Consider the following 24,295-nt stretch of genomic DNA (forward strand, 5'->3'; position numbering starts at 1 on the left):
CTTTGGTGTGATGGGCAGATGACATTACGTATCCTGCCCCCGCCCGGAGCCCCGCGCCGACTGGCCGCCGCACAGCTGAGCAACTCCGTCGGTGACGGGGCTTACTACGTGTGTTCGGCCCTGTACTTCACCCGCGTGGTCGGTCTCTCGCCCGCCCAGATCGGCCTCGGCCTGACCCTCGCCTGGGCGGTCGGTTCGGTCGTCGGCGTCCCGCTGGGCGCCCTCGCCGACCGGCGCGGCCCCCGGGGCACCTCGGTGCTGCTGGCGCTGGCCACCGCCGCCTCGGTGGCCTCCTTCCTGTTCATCCGGTCCTTCGGGCCCTTCCTGCTCGCCGCCTGCCTCTACGCCACCGCCCAGTGCGGTCTGGCGGCCGCCCGGCAGGCCCTGCTGGCGGGGCTGGTCGCGCCGGGGCAGCGCACAGGCGTCCTGGCCCACCTGCAGTCGATGCTCAACGCCGGACTGGCACTGGGCGCGGCCGTCGGCGGGCTCGCGCTGAGCGCCGGCACCGAGCGGGCCTACCTCGCGGTCTTCGCCATGGACGCGGTGAGCTTCCTGGTGTGCGCCGCCGTGCTGCTGCGGCTGCCCGCCGTGGCGCCGGTGACCGTCCGGCGGGCCGGCGAGCCGCGGCTGGCGGTCCTGCGGGACCGGCCGTACGCGGTGGTCACGCTGCTCAACGCGGTCCTGCTGCTGCGGATGCCGCTGCTGAGCCTGGCCATCCCGCTGTGGATCGTGGAGCGCACGCACGCCCCGGGCTGGCTGGTATCGGCGCTGTTCGTCCTGAACACCGTCGCCGTCATGCTCTTCCAGGTGCGGATGGCCCGCCCCGTGGACGACCTCGGCACCGCCCGGACGGCCGTACGGCGCTCCGGGCTGGTCATGGCCGCCTCCTGCGTGGTCTTCGCGCTCTCGGCGCTGCCGGGCAGCGCCCCGGTCGCGGCCGCGGCGCTGGTGGTCGGCGCGGTGCTCCAGGTCGTCGCCGAGATGCGGCAGTCCGCCGGGTCCTGGCAGATCAGCTTCTCGCTGGCCCCGGCCGAGAAGATCGGCCAGTACCAGGGGTTCTTCGGCACCGGCGTGCCCATCGCCCGGACCCTGGGCCCGCTGCTGCTTACCTCGCTGCTGCTGCTGTGGGGCATCCCGGGCTGGCTGCTGCTGGCAGGGGTCCTGCTGGCCGCCTCCTGGGCGATGGGACCGGCCGTGCGGTGGGCCGACCGCTCGGGCGCGGCCGGCGGCCGCGGCGCCCGCGAGCGGACGGCCGTACAGGTGTCCTGAGGGCCGTGACCGGGGGACCGTGCGGGACCGGCGGACTGTGTGTGACCGGGGGACCGTGCGGGACCGGCGGCGGCCGGCTCAGCCGGACATCCGGTCCCGCCCCCGCTGGGCGGCCGCGGCCAGGAGTTCCGCGAGCCGCGGGTCGAGGAGGTCCGCCGGGGACTGGAGCTTGACGTGCCGGGCCTTCTTGCCCGTGCCGGCCAGCAGCGACCCCGCGTGGAGGGAGTCGGCCAGCTCCGCACCCTGGCTGAACATCAGGTTCACGTACCGCTCGTGCAGCGCCAGGCCCGCGATCAGCCCCTTGTACGTGCCGGGGGCGAACGTGAACCCGAGCAGCCGGGCGGAGGCGTCGACCTCCTCGGCGGCGTCCGGGATCGCCGCCCGCACCACCCGCCGTGCCTGCCGGGCCACCTCGGCGACCTCGGCCGGGACACCGGCGAGCAGGGCCTCCCAGCCTTCCGGCCCTTCTACCGTCATGATCCGGACCCTAGCCCGGACGCGCGTCGCGCGCCTGACATCATCCGCTCATGGATTGCGTGACGGACCTGGCGCGGCCGGCGGCCACCGGCCGCCTCGGGCTCCTCCCCGCCGGGGTGGGCCCGCACGACGTGGTGGCGGTACCGGGCGAGCCGGAAGACCTGGCCGGGCACCGGCCGCCGCACCGGGCGGGTACGGGCGGCGGCGGCCACGCCGGGTGCCCCGGGCCGCACCGCGGCCTGCCGGACGACGGCGCCGGGGCCTGACATGGAAACGATCCTGCGCCAACTGGCCGCCGTCGGACCCTTCTTCGACCTCCCCGCCACCCCGGACCCGCCCGGCCCGGGATTCCGCCCGCTGACCGAGCTCTACGGCGACGGGCTCGCCGCGTACGTCGCGCATGTGGGCCGGCGGCTCGGCACCGACGACGCCCGGGTGGCCGCCTCGACCGCGCACCTCGGGCTGGCCTCGCGGCTGTGGTCGCCGGCGCTCGGCAGCGTGGCCCTCGCCGGGCGGGTCCCCGACCTGGCCCCGGACCGGGTGTGGTGGCGGCTGCCGGAGGGCGGATCGCTCCAGCTGTGGCTGCCCCGGCCGCAGGCCCTGCCGGCGGGGGCGCTGGCCCGGACGGTGCTCGACGACAACCTGCACCAGCTGGACGAGGCGGTCCGCGCGGGGTTCGCGCTCTCGCCCCAGGTACTGCGGGGCAACGCCGCCTCCGCCCTCGTCGGGGCGCTGCGGGTGCTGCTGGACCGGCTGCCGCGGCCGCCGTTCCCGCCGGTGCCGCTGGTCGCCGAACTGCTGGGCGGCGGCGGTGCGCTGGCCGGCACCGGCACGTTCGTGCACGAGGAGGGGCTGGGCGTGGCCTTCGTGCGCCACAGCTGCTGCCTCTACTACCGGGTGGACCCGGGCGGCGGGCTGTGCGGCGACTGCGTCCTGCGGACCCGGCCGCAGCGGGCCCGGCGGTAGGAGACGAAAGGGCCACCGGGGAGCGGGGGTTCCGCTTCCCGGTGGCCCGTCACCCGGTCAGCCTCAGAAGGTGAGGTTCCAGGCGTCGATCTTGCCGGTGTCGGCGTTCGCGTTGTCGTTCACGCGCAGCTTCCAGGTGCCGTTCGCCACCTCCGAGGAGGCGTTCACGGTCAAGGTCTGCACGATGTTGTCGGTGCCGCTGCCGGTCCGGTTGTGCAGGGTGTAGACGGTGCCGTCGGGGGCCACGAGGTCGACCTTGAGGTCACCGATGTAGGTGTGCTTGATGTCGACGCCGACCTTCAGGGCCGCCGGGGCGTTTCCGGTCACGCCGGTGACGGAGAGGGAACTCTCCACGGTGGCGTTGTCGTTGATGGCGACGTCGGTGGTGTTCTCGAAGTACTTGCCGGGCGGCGGGGTGGCGCCGACCGCCTTCAGGGCGTCGACCCGGCCCTCGCCGAAGAAGCTGTTGTTGGCGGTGGTGCCGGTGCAGCGGCTGTCCGAGGGGCAGGCCAGGTCGGTGGCCTGCTCGCCGAGCTTGGCGCGGATGTCCGCCGGGGTGTACGAGGGGTTGACGCTCGCCAGCAGAGCGGCCACACCGGCCACGTGCGGGGCGGCCATCGACGTACCGCTCAGCGAGGAGTACTTGCCGCCGGGGACGGTGCTGTAGACCGACTCGCCGGGAGCGGAGACCTCGATGACGTTCCGGCCGAAGTTGGAGAAGGAGGCCTTGGAGGAGCCGTTGGTGCCGTTGGCGGCCACCGTGACCACGCCCGGGAGCTCGGCCGGGATGTCCAGGCAGTCGTTGGTGATGTTCCGCGTCACCGGGGTGGAGTCATTGGGCGAGGCGGTGTCGGTGGTCTTGTTCGCCAGGTCGTAGTTGGCGTTGCCGGCCGCGGCGACCTGGAGCGAACCCTTGCCCTCGGCGTACTTCTGGGCGCGGCCGACACCCTCGAGGATGGCGGCCTGGTCGAGGTCGCTCGGGCAGTTGAACTGCCACGGGTCGGTGTAGTAGCTGTTGTTGGTGACCTTGAAGCCGCGGTCACCGGCCCACACGAGCGCGCAGACGGTGTTCTCCGGGAAGAACAGCGTGGTGCCCGGCTCGGCGATGCGCACCGAGGAGATCTTCACGCCCGGCGCGACGCCGATGGCGCCCTTGCCGTTCTTGGCGGCCGCGACCGTGCCGGCCACGTGGGTGCCGTGCTGGTCCACGTCGCGCCAGGCCCCGGCCCGGGTGTCCGGCTTGCCGTAGGCGCAGGAGACCGAGTCGGCGGCGTTGAAGTTCGGCGCGAGGTCCTGGTGCTGGTCGTCCACACCGGTGTCCAGGATGCCGACCTTGACGGAGGCGGAACCGGTGGTGACGGCCCAGGCCTGGTCGGCCTTGATCTGGCTCATGTCGGAGCGCACCGGCTCGGTGGCCGGCGCCGCGGACTGGGCCGGATTGCTCGGCAGCGCCGGGTTGTAGGCGTCGGCCGGCACGTCCGAGGTACGGGTGGCGCCGACCTTCTGCACGCCGCTGACGCCGCGCATGGTGGTGGCGAACGTGCTGGAGGTGGAGTGGGCCACGACGACGCCGATGGCGTCGAAGTACGAGAAGACCGTGCCGCCGTTGGCGGTGACGGCCGAGCGCACGGCCGAGGTGTCACCGGGAGCGGTGATCACGAGGTAGGAACGGGTGCCGGCGGCCCAGGTCGCACTCTGGGCAGCGGGGGCGGCGGCCGCCGGAGCGGCGGTCATCGCGGACGGAGCGGGGGAGAGGGGCCCGGTGCTCGCGAACGCGGCGGGAACCGCGAGGGCGAGAGCCGCACCGAGGGCGGCAGCCGTCACCAGGGCACGTCGGGGTCGGCCGGATATGTGGGGTATCAATGCGTCCTCCGATGGACCCGCCAGGTGCGGGTGGCACCTACCGGGTCGTACGAAACAAGTGGTGGACGCAAGATGTCAGACAGCGGCCCGGGGAGGGAAGTACCTTATCGCGCACCTGGTTTCCGGGCCGCGTGGCTGAAAATCGCCCTTGTCGGCGGGGGTTCGGTACGCGGGGTGCGCCTGACGGACGATCAGTCGGTCCCGGCGTCCCGGCGTCCCGGCGTCCCGGCGGGCCGGGCACGGTGACGCCGGCCGGGCGGGGCACCATGGGGGCGCGCCCTGCCCGGCCGGCTCGCGGTGCACCGAGGGGGAAGGGGGAGGTGCACCGGCCCCCGCGCGGGCCGTTCGGGTCGGCCGGCCCGCGCGGGGGAGCGGCGGGGTCAGGCCTTGACCGGGTCCTTGACGTCCGCGGGCTGGACCGGCACCGCGCCCGGCACGTCGGCGTCCGCCCCGGCGGGGCCGTGGTCGTCGCCGGCGTGGCCGCCGTGGCCGTCGTCGAGCAGGGTCGTCTCGTCGAACGGCAGGCGCCCGGCCAGGACCTCGGCGGCGCGGTCCCGGTCGAACTCCTTCGTCCAGGTGCCCACCAGCACGGTCGCGACCGCGTTGCCCGCGAAGTTCGTCAGCGCGCGGGCCTCGCTCATGAACCGGTCGATGCCCACGATCAGGCCGACCCCGTCGACCAGCTCGGGCCGGTGCGACTGCAGGCCGCCCGCCAGCGTGGCCAGACCGGCGCCCGTCACGCCCGCCGCGCCCTTCGACGCCACGATCATGAAGAGCAGCAGCGAGACCTGCTCGCCGAGCGACAGCGGGTTGCCCATCGCCTCCGCGATGAACAGCGACGACATCGTCAGGTAGATCGCCGTGCCGTCCAGGTTGAAGGAGTACCCGGTCGGCACCGTGATGCCGACCACCGGCTTGGCGACACCCAGGTGCTCCATCTTCGCGATCAGCCGCGGCAGCGCCGACTCCGAGGACGAGGTCGACAGGATCAGCAGGAACTCCCGGCCCAGGTAGCGCAGCAGCGTGAGGACGTTGATCCCCGTGCACACCCGCAGCAGCAGGCCCAGCACCACGAAGACGAAGAGCAGACACGTGACGTAGAAGCCGATCATGATGACCGCGAGCGACTTGAGCGCGTCGAGGCCGGTCGCCCCGACCACCGCCGCGATCGCCCCGAGCGCGCCCACCGGCGCCGCCCACATGATCATCGCGAGCACCCGGAAGACCAGCTTCTGCACGTGCCCGATGCCCCGCAGCACCGGCTCGCCGGCCCGCCCCATCGCCTGGAGCGCGAACCCGCACAGCAGCGCCACCAGCAGCGTCTGCAGCACCTCACCGCCGGTGAAGGCCGACACCAGCGTGGTCGGGATGATCCCGAGCAGGAACTCGGTGGTCGTCTCCGCCCCGCCCGTCTTGGCCTGCGCCTCGCCCGCGCTGCGCACCGCCTCCGTCAGGTGCAGCCCGCTGCCCGGCTCCAGCAGATTGCCGACCAGCAGGCCGATCGCCAGCGCGACCGTCGACATGACCATGAAGTAGCCGAGTGCCAGGCCGCCCACCGCGCCGACCTTGGCGGCCTTGCGGACGGAGCCGACGCCCAGCACGATCGTGCAGAAGATCACCGGCGAGATCATCATCTTGATGAGGCTGACGAAGCCGGTCCCCAGAGGCTTCAGCTCGACGGCGAACTCCGGGGCCGCGAAGCCGATGGCGATGCCGAGCAGCACCGCGGCGATCACCGCGATGTACAGATAGTGGGTTTTGTCGCGCTTGGCGGCCACGGTGCCTCCTGGGTGGTGATTACGTTCCGGGAGACCATCGCCCACGCCTGTGACCCCGGTCACCCTTGCGTTCATTGAGTTCACACACCGGTGCACACTGAGCGCCATGCTCCGCTTCCCTCGTCCGCGCAGTCTCGCCGGCCAGCTCTTCGCCATGCAGGTGGTCCTGGTCGCGGTCGTGGTCGCCGGATGCGCGGTCTTCGCTTACGCGACCGCGCGCCGCCAGGCCGAGGAGGCGGCGCAGCGCCAGGCGGGTGCCGTCGCCCGTACGGTCGCCGACTCCCCGTCCGTCCGCGACGCCGCCCGCACCCCGCGCCCCTCCGAGGCGCTCCAGCCGTACGCGGAACGCGTCCGTCTGGACTCCGGCGTCGACTTCGTGACGATCATGGCTCCGGACGGGCGCCGCTGGACCCACCCCGACCCGCGCCGGATCGGCGAGCGCTACCTCGGCAACACCGCCCGTGCCCTGAGCGGCGAGACGTTCAGCGAGACCTACACCGGCACGCTCGGCCCCTCCATCCGCGTCGTGACCCCGCTGCACGAGAGCGACGGCCGCATCGTCGGGCTGGTCAGCGCCGGGATCACCGTGCGCGCCATCAGCGACCGGCTGGCCGGGCAGCTGGCCGCGCTGGTCTGGGTCGCCGCCGGCGCGCTGGCCCTGGGCGGCATCGGCACGTACGTGGTCAACGCGCGGCTGCGCCGGCACACCCACGGGATGAACGCCGGCGAGCTCAGCCGGATGTACGACTACCACCAGGCCGCGCTGCACGCGGTGCGCGAGGGGCTCCTCATGCTCGACGGCCAGCGCCGCATCACCTTGATCAACGACGCCGGCCGCGAGCTGCTCGGCCTGCCGGCCGGCGACGTACGCGGCAAGGGCGTCGCCGACCTCGGCCTGCCGGCCCCGCTGACCGGCGCCCTGCTCGCCGACCGGCCCCGGGTCGACGAGGTGCACCTGACCGGCGACCGCGTCGTGGTCGTCAACAGCTCACCCGTGGCGGGCGGCGGCCGCCGCGGCACGGTGGTCACCCTGCGCGACCACACCGACCTCCAGGCGCTGACCGGTGAGCTGGACCACGAGCGCGGCTTCACGCAGGCACTGCGCTCCCAGGCCCACGAGGCGGCCAACCGGCTGCACACGGTGGTCTCGCTCATCGAACTGGGCCGGGCGCAGGAGGCCGTGGACTTCGCCACCGCCGAACTGGAGCTCGCCCAGGCCCTGGCCGACCAGGTGGTGGCCGCCGTGGGCGAGCCGGTGCTCGCGGCGCTGCTGCTCGGCAAGGCCGCCCAGGCCCACGAGCGCGGCGTCGAGCTGGTGGTCAGCCCCGACAGCCGTGGTCTCGACGCCGGCCGCGGCACCACGCCCCCGGCGCGGGACCTGGTCACCATGCTCGGCAACCTCATCGACAACGCCGTGGACGCCCTCACGGGCGTGCGGGGCGCGCGGATCACGGTGACGGCCCGGCCGGACGGGCAGGACCTGCTGCTCAGGGTCGCCGACAACGGGCCCGGGCTGCCGGCCGGCGCCGACGTGTTCCTGCGCGGCTGGTCCGGCAAGGGCGAGGGGCGGGGGCTGGGCCTCGCGCTCGTGCGCCAGGCCGCCCACCGGCACGGGGGCAGCGTCCACGCGGGCGACGCGCCCGGCGGGGGCGCCGAGTTCACCGTACGGCTGCCGCTGCGCCGCGAGGGGGACGCATGAGCGCCGACGGCGCCCACGTGCGCGTCCTGGTCGTCGAGGACGACCCCGTCGCCGCCGACGCGCACGCCCTGTACGTCGGCCGGGTGCCCGGCTTCACCGCCGTCGGCACCGTCCACTCCCTCGCCGAGGCCACCCGCGTCCTGGACCGGACCCGGGTCGACCTGCTGCTCCTGGACCTCGGCCTGCCCGACGGGAACGGGCTGCGCTTCGCCCGCGGCCTGCGGGCCGCCGGCCACCCCGTCGACGTGATCGTGGTGACCTCGGCACGCGACCTCGCGGTCGTCCGCGAGAGCGTCTCCCTCGGCGTCGTGCAGTACGTGCTGAAGCCCTTCGCCTTCCCCACCCTGCGCGAACGGCTGCTGCGGTACGCCGAGTTCCGGGCGACCGCGGGGGAGGCGGTGGGCCAGGACGACGTGGACCGGGCCCTGGCCGCCCTGCGCTCGCCCCGCCCCGCCGAACTCCCCAAGGGGCTCAGCGCCCCCACCCTCGACCGGGTCGCCGCCCTGCTGCGGTCGGCGCCGGAGGGGCTGACGGCGGCGGGGGCGGCCGAGGCGGCCGGGATCTCGCGGATCACCGCCCGCCGCTACCTGGAGCATCTGGTGGACACCGGCCGCGCGGACCGGACCCCCCGGTACGGCCAGGTCGGCCGCCCCGAACTGCACTACCGCTGGCTGGCGGCGGCCGGTTCGGTGTCGAACGTGTAGTACTTCCGGTGGTCCAGCATGTCCGCCGGGGTCACGTCGTTCCACGGCCGCATCACGTCGTGCAGGTCCACCACGTCCGGGGTGCCCGCCGCCGGCAGGTACGTCGCCTGCGGGTGGCGCGCCTGCCAGTCGGCCCAGAGTTTGTCGACGTAGGCGTGGTGCATCCAGAACACCGGGTCGTTGGGGGAGGCGCCGGTGGCCATCTGCCCGCCGACCCACACGTGCACCCGGTTGTGCAGGTTGGCCCCGCGCCAGCCCTCCAGGTGGTTGCGGAAGCCGCCCGAGGCGCTGTTCCACGGCGCCATGTCGTAGACGGGCATGGCGAGCACCGCGTCCACCTCGGCCTTCGTCGGCAGCTGCGCGACGCCCGAGCCCAGCGCCCGGCGCAGGTAGGCGCGTCCGTCCACCCGTACGCCGACGTTCCACTTGCCCGTCGCGTACGCGAACGGCCCGTCCATCACCTGTCCGTCGCGGGCGCGCCCGGTACCGCCGAGGAAGTCGGCGGCCCAGAGGGAGGAGCGGGGGGTGCGGTCCGCCGTCCAGTCCCAGTAGGGCAGGGCGACCTTCGGATCCACTTTCTGCAGCGCCTGCTCGAACTCGATCAGGAAGCGCCGGTGCCAGGGGAGGAACGAGGGGGAGCGGTGGCCGACCCGGTCGCCGGAGTCGGTGTCGCCCATGATGAAGCCGTTGTGCGTGGTGACGAACCGGTCGTAGACGCCGGTGCGCTTGAGCTCCAGCAACGCCGCCGTGAAGGCGCGCTTCTCCTCGGCGGTGAGCTGCGCCTGGTTCTTGCGTACGGTCATGCCGCACCGCCGAACGGGAGCAGCGCGGCGCCCTGGAGCTCACGGAAGAGGTATCAGGGCGCTGCCGACCGGCGACCGCTATCCGGACATCTGCGGATATGTTGCCCCTAGAACAAGTTTGCCGATCTTCCCGTCCGGACCGGCTCCAGTGGCCCGGACGGGAAGATCTTTCGGCGTCAGCCTACGTGACCGGAGAATCTTCGCCGTCATCGGGGGTGTATGAGTGCGCTCACACCCCGGACTCGACCGGAAGGTGTGCCGGGGCGGGGTCGGGTCGCCGGGAAGGCGTAGCCGGATTCGGTGATGTATGTCCCCTATAGTCCCGATATGCCTCTTCATGAGACGAAGGGCGGGAGCGCCCTCGACGCGGACACCGACGTGTTCACCTCCGCCCTCAGCGGCCAGGTCCTCCCCAAGTACCGGATCCCCGACGACCACGCGCCCACCGAGGTCGTCTACTCGCTGCTCCACGACGAACTGCTGCTCGACGGCAACGCCGCCCAGAACCTCGCCACCTTCTGCACCACCTGGTCCGACGACGGCGTGCACAAGCTGATGAACGAGTGCCTCGACAAGAACATGATCGACAAGGACGAGTACCCGCAGACCGCCGAGATCGAGGCACGCTGCGTCAACATCCTGGCCGACCTCTGGCACGCCCCGGCGGGCGATGCCACCGGATGCTCCACCACCGGCTCCAGCGAGGCCGCGATGCTCGGCGGCCTCGCCCTCAAATGGCGCTGGCGGGCCCGCCGCCGGGCCGCCGGACTGCCCACCGACAAGCCCAACCTGGTCTGCGGACCCGTACAGATCTGCTGGGACAAGTTCGCCCGCTACTTCGACGTCGAGCTCCGCCAGATCCCGCTCGAGCCGGGCGCCACCGGCCTGCGCCCCCACCAGCTGGCCGAGTACGTCGACGAGAACACCATCGGCGTCGTCGCGATCCTCGGCGTCACCTACACCTGCGACTACGAGCCCATCGCCGAGATCGCCGCCGCCCTCGACGCGATCGAGGCCGAACACGGCTGGAACGTCCCCGTCCACATCGACGCGGCCAGCGGCGGCTTCGTGGCCCCCTTCCTCCACACGGACGTGGTCTGGGACTTCCGGCTGCCCCGGGTCGTGTCCGTCAACTCCTCCGGCCACAAGTACGGTCTGGCCCCGCTCGGGGTCGGCTGGATCGTCTGGCGCTCCGCCGAGCACCTGCCCGAGGAACTGGTCTTCCACGTGGACTACCTCGGCGGCGACATGCCGACGTTCGCCCTGAACTTCTCCCGCCCCGGCGGCGAGGTCATCGCCCAGTACTACCTCTTCCTGCGCCTGGGCCGCGGCGGCTACCGGCGGGTGCAGCAGGCCTGCGCCGACACCGCCCGGTACCTCGCCGAGAAGATCGCGGACATGGGCCCCTTCACCCTGCTCTACGACGGCCAGGGCGCCCTCCCCGCCGTCTCCTACACCCTGACCGACCCGGCCGGCGCCGGCTTCACCCTCTACGACCTCTCCGACCGGCTGCGCATGCGCGGCTGGCAGGTTCCCTCCTACCCGCTTCCGCCCGCCCGCCAGGAGACCGTCATCCAGCGCGTCCTGATCCGCCACGGCGTCACACGCGACCAGATCGAACTGCTCGCCGCCGACCTGCGCCGGGCGGTGGAACACCTGCGTGCCGCGCCCCCGCCGCCGTCGCCGGTCACCGAGTCCCGCTCCGGCTTCCACCACTGACGGAGGACCAGCGCATCCCGAGGGCGTCCAGGGCCTCGTGACGCTCCGGGTCCAGGCCCGCCGCCCGCGCACGCTGGTTGGCGATCCACGCCCCGAGCCGGACCGGCTGCCCGCCGAGCACCTCGACGTGGCCGCGCGGCACCCGCAGATGGTGTTCGCGGGCGTGGAACTGGCGGGCGGCGGCCAGGTTCTGCGCCCACGCCCGCGCATGGCTGCGGCGCGGCCGCGGCCGCTCGTCGGCGGTTGCCGGGGTCAGCCCGAGCACGTGCTCCAGCAGCCAGCGCTGGGACCAGGCCAGCCGTTCCCACGTCAGGCGCTGGGCACGGACCCACGTGCCCAGGTCCTCGCCCTGGACGACCACCTCGCCCGGCCCGGCCGGGATCCGGCCCCCCGCGTCCAGATGCACCCGGGTGAGGTGGAACGCGCGCTGCCAGGAGATCTCCCACGCCGGGCACCAGGCCGGATCGATGTCGTCCAGGGCCTCGCGGCGCTCGGCCGGCAGGGCCCCGGGACCCCGCCGGCGGGCGGCGGCCCGCTGGTTCTTCAGCCAGACCCCGACCGGGGCGCCGTTCCAGGTCGCATCCGCCGGCGGCAGCAGGTGCCCGTGCTCGGCCGCCCAGGCGCGTGCGGCCGTCAGCCCCTCCTCGAACGCCACGTCGAAGTGGCTCCACACCATGCCCAGGGCGTCCAGCTGCGCCACGCGTGCGGTGCTCAAGGCGCCCCGGCGGTGGGCGCGCCGGGCGTCCGCGATCCACTGTCCGAGCGGGAAGCGGGTCAGCGCCGCCGGCCAGCCGGCGCCGGCCGCGGGCACTTCGCCCGCCGGTGCCTCGCTCGCGCGTACGCCGCCGACCGGTGCCTCGCCCGCGGGCACTTCGCCCGCGCCGACGCCGCCCGCGGGCACCTTGAACCCGAACGGCACCTTCAGATCGCCGGCCGTGGTGGCGTAGATCCGGGCGGCCTCGACCCCGCGCCGCCAGTGCGCGCTCTCCGGGCTGAGCACGCGCAGCCGGATGAACGCCGCCAGCAGCGCCGGATCGCGCGGGGTGGAGAAGCTGAGCAGGCCCTGGGCCCCGGCGCTCACGCCCGAGGCGGCCGGCCCGGACCCCGGCTTGGTGCCCGGCGCCTGCGGCTGGGCCAGCGTCTCCACGATCCGCGTGTCGTGCGCCCGCAGGGCCTCCAGCAGGCGCGCCAGGCTGCCGTACGCCCGTGAGGTCAGCATCGTCTGCGGCGTCTCGCCCGGACCCAGCAGGACCGGCACCACCAAGGAGGCGATCTTGCCCTCGCCGGGCCGGATCCGCAGCGCCCGCCCCACCGCCTGCACCAGGTCCGGCATCGAACCGCGGACGTCCGCCCAGTAGACGGAGTCGCACTCCTTGGTGTCCACGCCCTCACCGAGCACCCGGACGCTGCCGAGGAAGGCCTTGTCGGCGATCCGGTCGGCCGCGAACGCGTCCAGCACCCGCCGCCGGTGACCGGCCGTGTGCTGCCCCGACAGCCAGTCGGCCCACACGGTGCGCGGATACACCGGGCGCGGGGTCCGGCTGGCCAGGCGCAGCCGTGCCGCGACCGCGGGCAGACCCGCGGCGAACGCCTCGGCCTCCTTGGTCAGATGGTGGAAGACCAGCGTCCGCCGGAAGCCCTGCTCGGCGGCGGCCTTCACCAGTGCCGCCTGGAGCGCGGCGAGCCGGGCGCCGCGGACCGCGTCCGAACGCCCGTCCCGGCCCAGCAGCACCGCCGCCTGGAAGCCCGGGTCGGTGACGTCCACGCACACCACCTGGTAGGGCGCGCAGATGCCCCGGTCGATGGCCTCCGACAGCGACAGGGTGTAGCAGCGGGCACCGAACGGCCCGGCCGGGTCGTCCTCCATGGAGGCGACCAGCTCGCCGGGCACCCTGCCGTGCCTCCCGCCGGCCCCGGAGCCGGCCTCGGTCCCGGCCTTGGTGCCGGCCCCGGTCCCGGCCTCGGTCCCGGCCTTGGTGTCGGCCCCGGTCCCGGCCTCGGTGCCGGCCCCGGTCCCGGTCTCCGTGTCGCCCTCGGGGTCACGCCACACCCGGGGCGTGGCCGTCATGTACAGCCGGCGCACCGACGGGATCCGGGCGTTGTCGTGGACCACGGCCCACGGCTTGCCGATCCGGCCCGACGTGCGGTGCGCCTCGTCGACCACGATCAGGTCCCAGCCCGGCAGCCCGGCCAGATGGCCGCGCTCGATGGTCCCCAGGCCCAGCGAGGCGTACGTCGCGAAGACCGTCACCCGCTCCACCGGCCCGCACCAGCGGGCCAGTTCGGCCGGGGACGTGGTGGCCGGGACCCCGGCCTCCTCGCCCCGCAGCGAGCACACCGCGACCGCCCGCCCGGCCCGCCCGCCCTCGCGCCAGGCCGCGACGGTCTGCACGAGCAGGTCCAGGGAGGGCACCAGGACCAGCACCCTCCCCGCCCGCAGCGCCTCGGCCGCGCGCACCGCTACCAGGGACTTGCCCGACCCGGTCGCCATGATCACCTGGGTGCGCAGTCCGTCCTCCGGGACCCGCCCGCCCGCCGGCAGCTCCAGCGCCCGCACCACGGCGTCGACGGCCTCACGCTGGTGCGGACGGAGGTCCTTCTTCGTCATGCACCTCGCTCCACCCGCTCTGAACTGCTCTTTCGGCTCCAGCAGCTATCCTGCCCCCATTTTGAAGCATCCGGAGCCGAAGCGGGGGACCGCCGTCCCGCCGCCACCGGGCGCCCGTTACCGGGCGCCGAAGTTCTGCGTCCACCACGGGCCGCCCGCGCCCTTGTGGATGCCGACGCCGATGTCCTTGAACGAGCAGTTGAGGATGTTCGCGCGGTGCCCCGAGCTGTTCATCCAGGAGGTCATCACCTGCTGGGCGGTCCCCTGCCCGCGCGCGATGTTCTCCCCGTACGTCGACCAGCGGTAGCCGGCGGCCGTGGTGCGCTTACCGGGGTCGGCGCCGTCGGGGTTGGTGTGGTCGAAGAAGTTCCGGGCGGCCATGTCGTCGGAGTGGCCCTGGGCCGCCGCCCGCAGCTGCGCGTCGTCCTTCAGCGGTCCGCAGCCGGCGGCCGCGCGCTCCTTGTTGACCAGGGCGATCACCTCGGCGGCCGCGCCCTGCGGGGCGGGGGCCGGGGCGGGGGCGGCCGGCTTCGGGGCCTGGCTCGCGCTGCGGCTCGGGCTCGGGGAGGCGGACGCCGACGCGCTCGGCGACGCGGAGGCCGACGGCGAGGGCGAGGCGGACGCCGAGGCGGAGGGGGACGGAGAGGCGGAGGCCGGGGCGCTCGCCGTGTCGGGCGCGGACAGCGCCGCGAGCGGGGTGGCCGTGGTGGCGCCCCCGCCGGCCTCGGTCGCGCCGGAGCCGGGCCGGGTGGCCAGGTAGACGAGGCCGCCGCCCGCGACGCAGGCGGCGACCACCGCGCCGCCGATCACGCGGCGCCGGTTCTGGCGCCGCTTGCGCAGCGCCCCGCGGCCGCCTGCGTCCTCACCGGCGCGGTGCCGGTCCCGGGCGGCCGCCCGCCCGCCCTCCGCCGCGGCGCCCGCCGATCCACTCGGCGCCGCCCCGGTCACGGCCGGGCTGATCTGGGTCGCGGCATCCGCGAATCCGGGGTCGCCGGGAGTCCAGGGGGCGCCCGGGGCGCCGTATCCGGGGGCATCGTGGGAACCCGCGGCCGTCCCGGCCGCGTACGCCGCCCCGGCCGGGGCCAGACCGGCGCCCGCGCGTACGCCCGCCAGCAGCGCCGCCCCGACCGGTACCAGCGCCAGGCCCGCCAGCAGACCCTCCGCCGGCATCAGCCCGCTCCACAGGCCCGAGCAGCGCACGCACTCGCGCGCGTGCCGGGCGATCCGCTTGCGCCACAGCGCCGACGGCCGCCCGTCCCAGGTCATCAGCACCCCGCGCAGGATGTCGCACGGCGGGTTCGCCTCCAGCGCCCGCTCCACCACGCGCGCCGCCTCCAGCTGAGCCTTCATCCGCTGCACCCGCACGGCCGTGTGCTGCTGCGGCAGTTCCAGCGCCCGGGCGACCTCCGCGCGGGTGAGCTCCCCGGCGCACTCCAGCCACCACAGCGACAGCAGCGCCCGGTCGTCCGGCTCCAGCCAGCGCGTGGCGCGGGCCGTCTCGCGCCGCTGGCCGGCCAGCTGCAGCTTGACGACGGTCAGGTCCACGAAGTCGGCACCGGGGTCGGCGACGTCCCCGGCCTCGTCCAGGCCGCCCTCGGCGTAGGGGCGGGCGGCCTGCCAGTGCGCGCGGACGCGGTTCATCGCTATCGCGACCAGCCAGGAGCGGAAGCTCTCGTCGGAACGCAGCGAGCCCAGGCCGTCGAGCGCCCGCAGCATCGTGTCCTGGACCACGTCGTCGACGTCGACCGAGCCGTTCAGGGCCCGCCCCACGACGTTGTAGACGAGCGGCAGGTGCGAGGCCACGAGCTCGTCCTGGGCGCGCGGATCACCCGCGCGAGCCGCGCTGACGAGCTCCGCCGTGTGCTGTGTACTCATGTGATGTTCCCTGTCCGTGCCGGCCGGTCGATGATGCCCAATACCTGGGAGACCGTCGAGTGCGGGTGGGATAACACTTTCTTGCGACGGATTCCTGCGCCGGTTTCCCGCGCCGGATTTCACAGCAGGGGCGCCAGTGCCTCCGCGGCCGCGCACAGGGCCGGGGCGTACGCCTCGATCTGCTCGCGGGTGACGAGGAAGGTGACGGTGGTGACGCTCACGCCGCCGACCGGGCGGTCCTGTGCGTCCACGATCGCGGCGCCGATGCACCGGATGGACGGCTCGTTCTCCTCGTCGTCCAGCGCGAACCCGCGCTCGCGTGCCAGGGCCAGGTCCGCCTCCAGCGCCGCGGCGGTGGTCAGGGTCCGCGCGGTCCGGCGCGCCAGTCCGGCCGCCTCGATCAGCTGCGACACCTCCTCGGCGGGCAGCCGCGCCAGGACGCTCTTGCCGATCGCGGTCGAGTGCAGCGGCATCCGCATGCCGATGCGCGACGCGGTCCGGAACGGCTGGTCGCCCTCCAGCTTGCGGATGTAGGTGATGCTCTCGCCGCTGTGCAGCGCGAGGTGCACGGTCTGACCGGTGGCCCGCTGCAACCGCTCCAGGACGGGTTCCACACCGGCCGCTTCGGCTCCCGACACCTGCGCCGCGAGGGCGCGCAGCCGCGGCCCGGCGCCGTAGCGGCTGCCGCCCTCGACGGTTGCGAAGCCCTGCTCGACGAGGGCGCCCAGGATCCGGTGCGTGCTCGACTTGGGGACCGCGGCGGCGGCCGTCACCTCGGTGAGCCGGTGCGGGCCGCCCGGCGCGGCCACCGCCTCCAGGACGCGCATCGACTTCTCCAGCGCCGTGCCGGCCGCCGAGGTGCGGCCGCGACCGCCGGTCCGGGGGGTGCGGGACGCGTCGTCCATTGACTCGTGAACTCCCCTGGTGGGTATCGTCTGCAACAGCAAGTTCCGGTACAAGGTACCCAGTTCCACTACGTGGAACAAAGGGGGAGGGGGGATCTGGTGTCCTGTCACCCGTACGCGGTGCTGGCCGCCCAGCGGCTGCTGCCGGTCCTGCGCGACGCCGACGCGGACGGCGCCGTCGCCCGCACCACCGCGCTGCTGGCCGCCGGCTGCCGTGCCGTGGAACTCACCACGTCGACCCCCGGCTGGGACGGCGCCGTCGCCCGCACCGTGTCGCTGGCCGACCGGCACGGCCGCCCGGCCCTCATCGGCGTCGGCACGGTCACCGCCGCCGCGCAGGCCGAGGCCGCCCTGGACGCCGGGGCCGGCTTTCTCGTATCGCCGCACCCGGCGCCCGAGGTCCGGGAGGTCGCCGACCGGCGTGGTGCGGTGTTCGTCGAAGGAGGCTTCACGCCCGGCGAGATCGCGGCCGCCGCGCGCCGCGGCGGCTCCGCCAAGGTCTTCCCGGCGCACGTCGGCGGCCCCCGGTTCATCCGTTCCCTCAAGGCCGTGCTCCCCGAGGCGCTGATCATCCCCACCGGCGGGATCCGGCCCGCCGAGGTCCACGAGTGGCTCGCGGCCGGGGCCGCCGCCGTCGGCATCGGCGCCGGCCTCCCCGCCGACCCGGCCGAACTGGCCGCCGTCTTCACCGAGCTGTCCCTGCCCTGCCCCTGCCCCTCATGCGCCCCACGGCGATGACCACGCCCCCGGCCTCCGCGGCCCGCCCCGCTGCCGCCCCCGTCGCTCCCGCCTACGACGTCCTCGTCCTCGGCGAGGTACTGGTCGAGATCCATGCCGACGCCGCCCTGCGGGACGCCGCCGACGGGACCGCCGCCCGGATCGCCTACTCCGGTGACGCCCTGAACGCGGCGGCCGCCGCCGTCGCGGCCGGGGCGCGGACCGCACTGCTCGCCGTCGTCGGCGACGACGAGCTCAGCGTCCCGTTGCTGGAGCGGGCCGCCGACCTGGGCGTCGACATCACCCACGTCCACCGCGCCCCGCGTCCCAACGGGGCCTATCTGCTGTGCGCCGACACCGGGGGCGACCGGGAGTTCGTCTACTGGCGCGCCCACAGCGCCGGTTCCACCCTCTCTCCCGGCCACATCGCGTCCTGGCGCCACCTCCTCACCCGCTCCACGGCGCTCATCACCAGTGGCATCACCGGCGCGCTCTCGCCCAGCAGCCGGGACGCGGTCGTCGCCGCCGCCGAGGCCGTGCACCGCGCCGGGGGACACCTCAGCTACGACCTCAACTTCCGTCCCCGGCTCACCGACCGCGCCGCCGCCCGGGCCCTGCTGGCCCGGATCGCCCCGCTGGCCGGTCTGCTGAAGACCTCCTGCCCGGCGGACGCCCTCGCCCTGGTCGGCACCGCCGATCCGCGCGCCGCCGCCGACCGCTGCCGCCGCCTGGGCGCCCGGGCCGTCGCCGTCACCACCGGTGCCGACGCGCTGCTCCTGCACGACGGCGCCACGGTCACGTCCCTGCCCGTCCCGGCGAACCCCGCTCCGGTCGACGCGACCGGGGCCGGTGACTGCTTCATGGGCACGACGACGGCCCGTCTCGCGCTGGGGGACTCCCTCGGGGACGCCGTCGCCTACGGCATGGCGGCCGCTTCTCTCTCGGTCGGCGCCCGCGGCGGCACGGGCCACGTCCCCGCCTTCACGGCGACCTCGGCACTCGCCACCGCCCATCGCGCGGCCACGGTGCCCGGCCGGTGACGGTCCGGGCGCCCGGGGGGACCGGGCGGCCTGCCAAGGGGGACCCTCCCGTGGGGAGCCGGGAGGGAGCGGGGCGCGGCGGCCGCGCCCGGGCCGGGGGTGCCCGGGCGGCGGCCTCGGACCTCTCCTCGGGGGTCGGAGAAGTCACCGCGGTCACAGCATTGCACTGGTTTCAGCCAAGCAACAGATCCGTGGCCGAAATCTGTTGGCTCACCCCTGGCGGCGAGCCCGGGCCCGGCTCTGGCCCCGGCCCCGGCACGGGCGGGTGGTGGTCAGGCGGCGGGGGCTGCCACCGAGTCCAGCAGCGACACCTCCTCCTCGGACAGCCGGATGGCCCCCGCCGCGATGTTCTCCTCCAGGTGCCGCGGGTTTCCGGTCCCCGGTATCGCCAGGACGTGCGGCCCCCGGCTCAGGGTCCAGGCGAGCCGGATCTGCGCGGGCGACGCCCCGTGGGCGCGGGCGACGGTGCGGACCTCGGCGCCGTCCTCGCCCGTCACGCCCGCCTCCCTGCCCGTGCCGGCGATGGCGAAGAACGGCACGAACGCGATCCCCTGCGCGCCGCACGCGTCGACGAAGGCGCGGTCCTCGGCGCCGGCTCCCACCCCGTAGGCGTTCTGCACGCAGACCACCGGCGCGATCGCCATGGCCTCGGCCAACTGGAAGGGCCGGACATGGGATATCCCCAGGTGCCGGATGAGCCCGGCATCGCGCAGCTCGGCGAGCGCGCCGAAGTGCTCGGCGATCGACTCGTCGGCCTGGTTGCGCGCTATCCGCAGATTGACCACGTCCAGGTGGTCCCGCCCCAACTGGCGCAGGTTCTCCTCGACCTGGCCCCGCAGCTGCCCGGGCGTCGCCCACCACCAGTCCCCGGCGGGGTCCCGGCCGGGACCCACCTTGGTCGTGATGACCAGCTCGTCCGCATAGGGCGCCAGCACGCTGTTGATCAGCTCGTTGGCGGAGCGCGTCGCGGAGAAGTAGAAGGAGGCCGTGTCGATGTGGTCGACGCCGAGCTCGAGCGCCCGGCGCAGCACGCCGGCCACCCGCTCACGGTCGGAGGGGGTCCCGTCCGCCAGATGGGTCAGACGCATCGCCCCGTAACCGATCCGATGGACGGTCAGATCGCCGAGCTTCCAGGTGCCGGCGACATCCGCAGTGATCGTTTCATTGGTCATGTCCGCAGTCTGGCACCACTTTCCGAAAGGTGCCGGACCCTGTGGACAACCGCGATCGGGGCCCGGCCCGGCCCCGGATCGCGGGCCCGCCGCGCACCGCGCGAGCCGGTTCCCGGACAGGGAACACCGCCGGGCCGGAGCAGTGTCGGCGGCCCGGCGGCGTCCGATCGGAAGGGGGGTCAGCGCCCCCGCAGGCCGCGGTCCACGGCCGTCATCAGCTCGCCGTCGGCGGTGTCCCCGTCCAGCGACCAGAACATCGCGCCGCCCAGCCCGTGTTCCCGCACGTACGCCGACTTCGCCCGCAGCACCTGCGGGTCGTCGTACGTCCACAGGGTGGTGCCGTCGAACAGCCACGCGTGTCCGCCGCGCCGGTCCCGGTGCACCGTGTACGCGCCCGAGTCCGCCAGCTTCCTCAGCGCCTTGTAGTCCTCGTACCCGGCCGCCCAGGTGGCCGGCGCGGGGCCGGCCGCGGGCTGCCCCATCCCGTCCCCGCCGCCGCCGACCCCGGTCCAGCCCTGCCCGTAGAAGGGCATGCCCATCACCAGTTTGTGCGCGGGAGCGCCCCGCCGCTTCCAGGCCTCGACGGTGCCGTCCACGCTGAAGTCGTCCCGGGCGTACAGGGCGGACTGCTGGGCGGTCCGTGGCTCGCCGGAGACGTGGAAGTCGTACCCCTGGAGCGTGACGAAGTCCAGGTCGCGCATGATCCGGCGGACCTCGAAACCCGCGTCGATCTTGGCGGGGGCGGTCGGCACGAAGGCGCTCAGCTCGTACCTCCGCTGCTGGGTGCGTCCGTACGCATCCAGCTGGGTGCGGAACTCCCGCACCAGCTCGGTGAAGTTCCGCTTGTCCTCCGGCCGGTACGTGGTGTCCGTGTCCCCGGCCGACCCCGGCCACTCCCAGTCGAGGTCGATGCCGTCGAAGAGCCCGGCGGCCGCGCCCGCGCCGCCGCGGGCGCCGTCCTGCGGCAGGTTCCCCTTGATGTACAGGTCGATGCAGGACGAGACGAACGCCTTGCGCGAGGCGGGGGTGCGGGCGGCGTCCGAGAAGTGGGTGGACCAGCTCCAGCCGCCCAGCGAGATGAGCACCTTCAGGCCCGGGTGCCTGGCTTTGAGCTCACGCAGCTGGTTGAAGTTCCCGGCGAGCGGCTGCTGGGCGTCGTCGGCCACTCCGTCGACGGAGTCGGCCGCGGCCAGCGGACGGACGTAGTCGGCCCAGGCGTCGGCCTCGCCCGGCACGTTGCCGGTGAAGCACCTGCCGTCCGGGCCGACGTTCCCGAAGGCGTAGTTGATGTGGGTGAGCTTGCCGGCGGTGCCGTTGGTGTCGAGGTCCTGGACCTGGAAGTCCCGGCCGTAGACGCCCCATTGGGTGAAGTATCCGACGCGCTTGTACGAGCGGCCGTGGTCGCGGTCCCGGTCGGGGCCGGTGTCGGCGGCGGCGCCGGCGGCGGGCGCGAACGCGGCCAGCAGGGAGAAGGAACAGGCGGCGGCGACGGCCAGCCTGCCGAGCATGCTGCGGCGCATGGGCTTCCTTTGCGGATGCGGGCAATGGACGTGCGCTGTGCACCCCGGAAACTATTGGTCTGGACCAGATGGGTCAAGAGGGCCGGGCCCGCGGAGGCGTCTGGCAGACTGGGCCGCGTCACCCCAGGCGGTGCAGGACAGGAAACCGGTGCGATTCCGGTGCGGTCCCGCCACTGTGACCGGATCCCCGACGGGTTCCGGGAGTCAGACACTGACGCACCGCCTCCTCACGTCGACCAGGGGACGAGGATCCCCCGGAGAGGCTTCGCCATGCCGCTGTCCCGTGCCCGTGCCCGCGCCCGCCGTGCCGCACTGCGTACGCTCGCGCCCCTCGCGCTCCTGATGCCCCTGACCGCGTGCGCGGGAGCCCCCGCCGGCGACGGCCCCGCCGCGGCGGCCCCGGCGGACGGATTCCCGTACACCGTCACCAACTGCGGCGTGAGCACGACCTTCACGGCCCCGCCCCGCCGCGCCGTCACCATGAACCAGCACGCCACCGAACTCCTCCTCGCCCTCGGCCTCGAGGACCGGACGGCCGCCACCGCCTACCTCGACGACGCGGTCCTGCCCCGCTACCAGGGCGCCTACGGGAAGATCGAGGTGCTCGCGAAGGAGTACCCCTCGAAGGAACTGCTGCTGGGCGCCGAGCCCGACTTCGTCTACGGCGGCTACCGCAGCGCGTTCGACAAGGCACAGGGCCGCGACCGCGAGGGCCTGCAGAAGAGCGGCATCAACACCCGTCTGAACGTGGAGTACTGCACCGACGGACCCGTAGGACTGGCCCAGCTCAAGACCGAGATCACCGAGGTCGCCCACACCTTCGGCGTCCCCGAGCGCGGCGCCCGCCTGATCGAGGACGAACAGCGCCGCATCGACGCCGTCACCGCCCGGGTGAAGGACAAGCCCCGGCCCGCCGTCTTCGTGTACGACTCCGGCGAGGGCGCCGCCTCCACCTCCGGCGGCCAGGGCATCGGCAACGAGATCGTCTCCCTGGCCGGCGGCACGAACGTGTTCGCCGACCTCAAGGACACCTTCGGGGACGTGTCCTGGGAGCAGGTCATCGCACGCAAGCCCGAGGTCGTCCTCATCTACGACTACGGCGGCACGAGCGTCGAGGCCAAGAAGCAGCGCCTGCTGAACGACCCGGCCCTCGCGCAGGTTCCCGCGATCCGGGACAAGAAGTTCGTGGTGCTGCCGCTGTCCTCGGCCGTCCTCGGCGTCCGCGTCGCCGACGCCGTCGAGTCCCTGGCCGGCGGCCTGCACCCCGACGCCGCGTGAGGGCGCGCACACCCGTCGCCCTCGTGCTCGTCCTGCTCACGGCCGCGCTCGCCGCCTCCGCCGTGGCCGGGCTGGCGCTCGGGCCGGTCAGGATCGCTCCCGGCCGGGTGCTCGACATCGTGCTCGGCGGGGAACGCACCGGTGCCTTCGCCTCCATCGTGTGGGACGTGCGGATGCCGCGCGTGCTGCTCGGGGCCGTCGTCGGCGCCGGGCTCGCGGTGTCCGGCACCGTACTGCAGGCCCTCGTACGCAACCAGCTCGCCGATCCGTTCCTGCTCGGCGCCTCCTCGGGGGCCTCGGCCGGGGCGGTCCTGGTCCTCGTGCTCGGCGTCGGCGCGGGCGTGGCCACCAGCCTGAGCCTGCCTCTCGCCGCGTTCGCCGGGGCGATGGGCGCGCTCGTCGCCGTGTACGCGATGGCCCGGCGCGGCGGCACCATGACCACCGGCCGGCTGATCCTGGCCGGGGTCGCCGTCCAGTACATCCTGTCGGCCCTGACCAGCCTGGTGCTGGTGCTCGCCGCCGAGGCCGACCAGGTCCGGTCGGTGCTGTTCTGGACGCTGGGCGGACTCGGCGGGGCCCGCTGGGACGAACTGGCCCTGCCCGCCGCCGCCCTGGCCGTCGGCACCGGCCTGCTGCTCGCGCTCGCCCGGCCGCTGGACCTGCTGCTGGCCGGCGAGGAGGGCGCGCGGACCCTGGGCCTGGACACCGGGCGCTTCCGGGCCGCCGTGTTCGTCCTCACCTCGCTGGTCATCGGGGTGCTGGTGGCCTACAGCGGGGCGATCGGCTTCGTGGGCCTGATGATTCCGCACGCCGCGCGCATGCTGGTCGGCGCCGGGCACCGGGCGCTGCTGCCGGTGGCCGCACTTGGCGGTGCGGTGTTCCTGACCCTGGCCGACCTGCTCGCCCGCACCGCCGCCGCGCCCGAGGAGATACCCGTCGGGGTGGTCACCGCGCTGGCCGGCGGACCGTTCTTCCTGTGGCTGCTGCGGCGGTCCACCCGGGTGGAGGGGATCACCGGATGAAACCCGCGGAACTGCGGCTGGACGCCGTACGGTACGAGACCGACGGCCACACCCTGCTGCACGGCGCCGACCTCGCCGCACGCCCCGGCGAGACGGTCGGCGTGGTCGGCCCCAACGGCAGCGGCAAGACCACACTCCTGCGCTGCGTCTACGGCGCCCTGCGGCCCACGTCCGGCCGGGTGCTGCTGGACGGAGCGGACGCCGCCGCGCTCACCGTCAAGGAACGGGCCCGGCGGGTGGCGGTCGTCCCGCAGGACGCGGGCGGCACCCTCGGGCTGACGGTCCGTGAGGTCGTCGCGATGGGCCGCAGCCCGCACAAACGGTTCTGGGAGACGGACGGCGAGGACGACCGCGTACGCGTCGCCGAGGCCCTGCGGACGGTCGGCGCCGACCACTTGGACGGGCGGCGTTTCGACGCGCTCTCCGGCGGCGAGCGGCAACGGGCCCTGGTGGCCCGGGCCCTGGTCCAGGACCCGGGCCTGCTGGCCCTGGACGAGCCGACGAACCACCTGGACATCCGCTACCAGCTGGAGATCCTGGCCCTGGTCCGCGCCCTGCCCGCCACCGGCCTGCTGGTGCTGCACGACCTCAATCTGGCCGCCTCCTTCTGCGACCGGCTCTACGTGCTGCACCAGGGCCGGATCGCCGCCCACGGCACGCCCCGCGAGGTGCTGACCGAGGACCTCCTGGCCGACGTGTGGTCCGTGCGCACCCGGATCGGCCCGCACCCCGCCACCGGCGCGCCGCACATCGTCTACCTCCCGCCGGAGGCTCGCCGGTGATCGGCCGGTGAGCCGGCTCGGCACCACCTGAGAGCGCCCGAACGGCCCCCGGTCCGGGGCCCGTTGTGCCATGGTGTGGGCAGGTCCGAGAACCGGGG

General features: G+C 74.3%; 20 protein-coding genes and 1 riboswitch. Of the genes, 11 read left to right on the top strand and 9 right to left on the bottom strand.

What is annotated here, in order from left to right:
* Positions 1-18 precede the first annotated feature (18 nt).
* Positions 19-1,269 (top strand): MFS transporter, encoded by a 1,251-nt coding sequence (locus ACZ6KO_RS05800; protein WP_469300441.1) that lies wholly within the window; start codon positions 19-21, stop codon positions 1,267-1,269.
* Positions 1,270-1,347: 78 nt separating this feature from the next.
* Here ACZ6KO_RS05800 and ACZ6KO_RS05805 read toward each other — a convergent pair whose 3' ends face one another.
* Complete coding sequence (locus ACZ6KO_RS05805; protein WP_469300443.1) at positions 1,348-1,746, bottom strand: hypothetical protein; 399 nt, start codon at positions 1,744-1,746, stop codon at positions 1,348-1,350.
* A gap of 50 nt (positions 1,747-1,796) precedes the next feature.
* Between ACZ6KO_RS05805 and ACZ6KO_RS05810 the strand changes: the two genes are divergently transcribed.
* Complete coding sequence (locus ACZ6KO_RS05810; RefSeq protein ID WP_469300446.1) at positions 1,797-2,012, top strand: hypothetical protein; 216 nt, start codon at positions 1,797-1,799, stop codon at positions 2,010-2,012.
* Between the two features lies 1 nt (position 2,013).
* A complete protein-coding gene (locus ACZ6KO_RS05815; RefSeq protein ID WP_469300450.1) occupies positions 2,014-2,712 on the top strand; it encodes a (2Fe-2S)-binding protein in 699 nt (232 codons plus the stop codon).
* A 63-nt stretch (positions 2,713-2,775) separates the two neighbouring features.
* Here ACZ6KO_RS05815 and ACZ6KO_RS05820 read toward each other — a convergent pair whose 3' ends face one another.
* Complete coding sequence (locus ACZ6KO_RS05820) at positions 2,776-4,536, bottom strand: S8 family peptidase (RefSeq protein ID WP_469300452.1); 1,761 nt, start codon at positions 4,534-4,536, stop codon at positions 2,776-2,778.
* Between the two features lie 419 nt (positions 4,537-4,955).
* Positions 4,956-6,353 carry a cation:dicarboxylate symporter family transporter gene (locus tag ACZ6KO_RS05825; RefSeq protein ID WP_469300454.1) on the bottom strand — a complete coding sequence of 466 codons (1,398 nt, stop codon included), beginning with the start codon at positions 6,351-6,353 and terminating at the stop codon, positions 4,956-4,958.
* 106 nt (positions 6,354-6,459) lie between these two features.
* Between ACZ6KO_RS05825 and ACZ6KO_RS05830 the strand changes: the two genes are divergently transcribed.
* Together ACZ6KO_RS05830 and ACZ6KO_RS05835 are read left to right on the top strand one after the other, a co-directional pair.
* A complete protein-coding gene (locus ACZ6KO_RS05830) occupies positions 6,460-8,052 on the top strand; it encodes a sensor histidine kinase (protein ID WP_469300457.1) in 1,593 nt (530 codons plus the stop codon).
* On the top strand, positions 8,049-8,756 hold the full coding sequence (locus tag ACZ6KO_RS05835; protein WP_469300460.1) for a response regulator: 708 nt from the start codon (positions 8,049-8,051) through the stop codon (positions 8,754-8,756). Before ACZ6KO_RS05830 ends, ACZ6KO_RS05835 begins: the two co-directional genes overlap by 4 nt.
* Here the strand turns inward: ACZ6KO_RS05835 and melC2 are convergent.
* A complete protein-coding gene (melC2, locus tag ACZ6KO_RS05840; protein WP_469300462.1) occupies positions 8,714-9,559 on the bottom strand; it encodes a tyrosinase MelC2 in 846 nt (281 codons plus the stop codon). The genes ACZ6KO_RS05835 and melC2 overlap by 43 nt on opposite strands.
* Positions 9,560-9,886: 327 nt before the next feature.
* Here melC2 and ACZ6KO_RS05845 point away from each other — a divergent pair, with 327 nt between their 5' ends.
* A complete protein-coding gene (locus tag ACZ6KO_RS05845; protein ID WP_469300465.1) occupies positions 9,887-11,278 on the top strand; it encodes a glutamate decarboxylase in 1,392 nt (463 codons plus the stop codon).
* Here ACZ6KO_RS05845 and ACZ6KO_RS05850 read toward each other — a convergent pair.
* The 3 genes from ACZ6KO_RS05850 to ACZ6KO_RS05860 form a co-directional block, all read right to left on the bottom strand.
* Positions 11,247-13,886, bottom strand: a complete 2,640-nt coding sequence (locus ACZ6KO_RS05850) for a helicase associated domain-containing protein (protein WP_469300468.1) — start codon at positions 13,884-13,886, stop codon at positions 11,247-11,249. The two genes, ACZ6KO_RS05845 and ACZ6KO_RS05850, sit on opposite strands and share 32 nt — an antisense overlap.
* A 117-nt stretch (positions 13,887-14,003) precedes the next feature.
* Positions 14,004-15,761: a sigma-70 family RNA polymerase sigma factor gene (locus ACZ6KO_RS05855; protein WP_469300469.1), complete on the bottom strand. Its 1,758-nt coding sequence runs from the start codon at positions 15,759-15,761 to the stop codon at positions 14,004-14,006.
* A gap of 119 nt (positions 15,762-15,880) precedes the next feature.
* On the bottom strand, positions 15,881-16,666 hold the full coding sequence (locus ACZ6KO_RS05860) for an IclR family transcriptional regulator (protein WP_469300471.1): 786 nt from the start codon (positions 16,664-16,666) through the stop codon (positions 15,881-15,883).
* Between the two features lie 99 nt (positions 16,667-16,765).
* Here ACZ6KO_RS05860 and ACZ6KO_RS05865 point away from each other — a divergent pair, with 99 nt between their 5' ends.
* Together ACZ6KO_RS05865 and ACZ6KO_RS05870 are read left to right on the top strand one after the other, a co-directional pair.
* Positions 16,766-17,404, top strand: coding sequence for a bifunctional 4-hydroxy-2-oxoglutarate aldolase/2-dehydro-3-deoxy-phosphogluconate aldolase (locus ACZ6KO_RS05865; protein WP_469300474.1), 639 nt, complete (start codon positions 16,766-16,768; stop codon positions 17,402-17,404).
* Positions 17,401-18,423 (top strand): PfkB family carbohydrate kinase, encoded by a 1,023-nt coding sequence (locus ACZ6KO_RS05870; RefSeq protein WP_469300476.1) that lies wholly within the window; start codon positions 17,401-17,403, stop codon positions 18,421-18,423. The genes ACZ6KO_RS05865 and ACZ6KO_RS05870 overlap by 4 nt, the downstream gene beginning before the upstream one ends.
* Positions 18,424-18,695: 272 nt before the next feature.
* Here the strand turns inward: ACZ6KO_RS05870 and ACZ6KO_RS05875 are convergent, their stop codons facing one another.
* Entirely contained in the window at positions 18,696-19,595 is a 900-nt protein-coding gene (locus ACZ6KO_RS05875; RefSeq protein WP_469300479.1) for an aldo/keto reductase, read from the bottom strand.
* A gap of 179 nt (positions 19,596-19,774) precedes the next feature.
* Positions 19,775-21,115, bottom strand: coding sequence for a glycoside hydrolase family 18 protein (locus ACZ6KO_RS05880; RefSeq protein WP_469300481.1), 1,341 nt, complete (start codon positions 21,113-21,115; stop codon positions 19,775-19,777).
* Positions 21,116-21,213: 98 nt separating this feature from the next.
* Positions 21,214-21,349: riboswitch (cobalamin riboswitch) on the top strand.
* A 36-nt stretch (positions 21,350-21,385) separates the two neighbouring features.
* Between ACZ6KO_RS05880 and ACZ6KO_RS05885 the strand changes: the two genes are divergently transcribed.
* Genes ACZ6KO_RS05885 through ACZ6KO_RS05895 form a run of 3 tightly spaced genes read left to right on the top strand, consistent with a single transcriptional unit; the run spans position 21,386 to position 24,197 of the window.
* Positions 21,386-22,393, top strand: coding sequence for an ABC transporter substrate-binding protein (locus ACZ6KO_RS05885; protein WP_469300483.1), 1,008 nt, complete (start codon positions 21,386-21,388; stop codon positions 22,391-22,393).
* Positions 22,390-23,415: a FecCD family ABC transporter permease gene (locus ACZ6KO_RS05890; protein ID WP_469300485.1), complete on the top strand. Its 1,026-nt coding sequence runs from the start codon at positions 22,390-22,392 to the stop codon at positions 23,413-23,415. The genes ACZ6KO_RS05885 and ACZ6KO_RS05890 overlap by 4 nt, the downstream gene beginning before the upstream one ends.
* Positions 23,412-24,197, top strand: coding sequence for an ABC transporter ATP-binding protein (locus ACZ6KO_RS05895; RefSeq protein WP_469300489.1), 786 nt, complete (start codon positions 23,412-23,414; stop codon positions 24,195-24,197). The genes ACZ6KO_RS05890 and ACZ6KO_RS05895 overlap by 4 nt, the downstream gene beginning before the upstream one ends.
* The last annotated feature ends 98 nt before the right edge of the window (positions 24,198-24,295 follow it).

Source organism: Streptomyces sp. NPDC042102 (genome assembly GCF_055582305.1).

What these genes read in the sequence shown, in the direction of transcription:
- ACZ6KO_RS05815 (WP_469300450.1), top strand. Translation starts at nt 2,014, where the DNA reads ATGGAAACGATCCTGCGCCAACTGGCCGCCGTCGGACCCTTCTTCGAC.
- ACZ6KO_RS05830 (WP_469300457.1), top strand. Translation starts at nt 6,460, where the DNA reads ATGCTCCGCTTCCCTCGTCCGCGCAGTCTCGCCGGCCAGCTCTTCGCC.
- ACZ6KO_RS05800 (WP_469300441.1), top strand. Translation starts at nt 19, where the DNA reads ATGACATTACGTATCCTGCCCCCGCCCGGAGCCCCGCGCCGACTGGCC.
- ACZ6KO_RS05875 (WP_469300479.1), bottom strand. Translation starts at nt 19,595, where the DNA reads ATGACCAATGAAACGATCACTGCGGATGTCGCCGGCACCTGGAAGCTC.
- ACZ6KO_RS05805 (WP_469300443.1), bottom strand. Translation starts at nt 1,746, where the DNA reads ATGACGGTAGAAGGGCCGGAAGGCTGGGAGGCCCTGCTCGCCGGTGTC.
- ACZ6KO_RS05880 (WP_469300481.1), bottom strand. Translation starts at nt 21,115, where the DNA reads ATGCGCCGCAGCATGCTCGGCAGGCTGGCCGTCGCCGCCGCCTGTTCC.
- ACZ6KO_RS05860 (WP_469300471.1), bottom strand. Translation starts at nt 16,666, where the DNA reads ATGGACGACGCGTCCCGCACCCCCCGGACCGGCGGTCGCGGCCGCACC.
- ACZ6KO_RS05895 (WP_469300489.1), top strand. Translation starts at nt 23,412, where the DNA reads ATGAAACCCGCGGAACTGCGGCTGGACGCCGTACGGTACGAGACCGAC.
- ACZ6KO_RS05845 (WP_469300465.1), top strand. Translation starts at nt 9,887, where the DNA reads ATGCCTCTTCATGAGACGAAGGGCGGGAGCGCCCTCGACGCGGACACC.
- ACZ6KO_RS05850 (WP_469300468.1), bottom strand. Translation starts at nt 13,886, where the DNA reads ATGACGAAGAAGGACCTCCGTCCGCACCAGCGTGAGGCCGTCGACGCC.
- ACZ6KO_RS05835 (WP_469300460.1), top strand. Translation starts at nt 8,049, where the DNA reads ATGAGCGCCGACGGCGCCCACGTGCGCGTCCTGGTCGTCGAGGACGAC.
- ACZ6KO_RS05885 (WP_469300483.1), top strand. Translation starts at nt 21,386, where the DNA reads ATGCCGCTGTCCCGTGCCCGTGCCCGCGCCCGCCGTGCCGCACTGCGT.
- ACZ6KO_RS05870 (WP_469300476.1), top strand. Translation starts at nt 17,401, where the DNA reads ATGACCACGCCCCCGGCCTCCGCGGCCCGCCCCGCTGCCGCCCCCGTC.
- melC2 (WP_469300462.1), bottom strand. Translation starts at nt 9,559, where the DNA reads ATGACCGTACGCAAGAACCAGGCGCAGCTCACCGCCGAGGAGAAGCGC.
- ACZ6KO_RS05855 (WP_469300469.1), bottom strand. Translation starts at nt 15,761, where the DNA reads ATGAGTACACAGCACACGGCGGAGCTCGTCAGCGCGGCTCGCGCGGGT.
- ACZ6KO_RS05810 (WP_469300446.1), top strand. Translation starts at nt 1,797, where the DNA reads ATGGATTGCGTGACGGACCTGGCGCGGCCGGCGGCCACCGGCCGCCTC.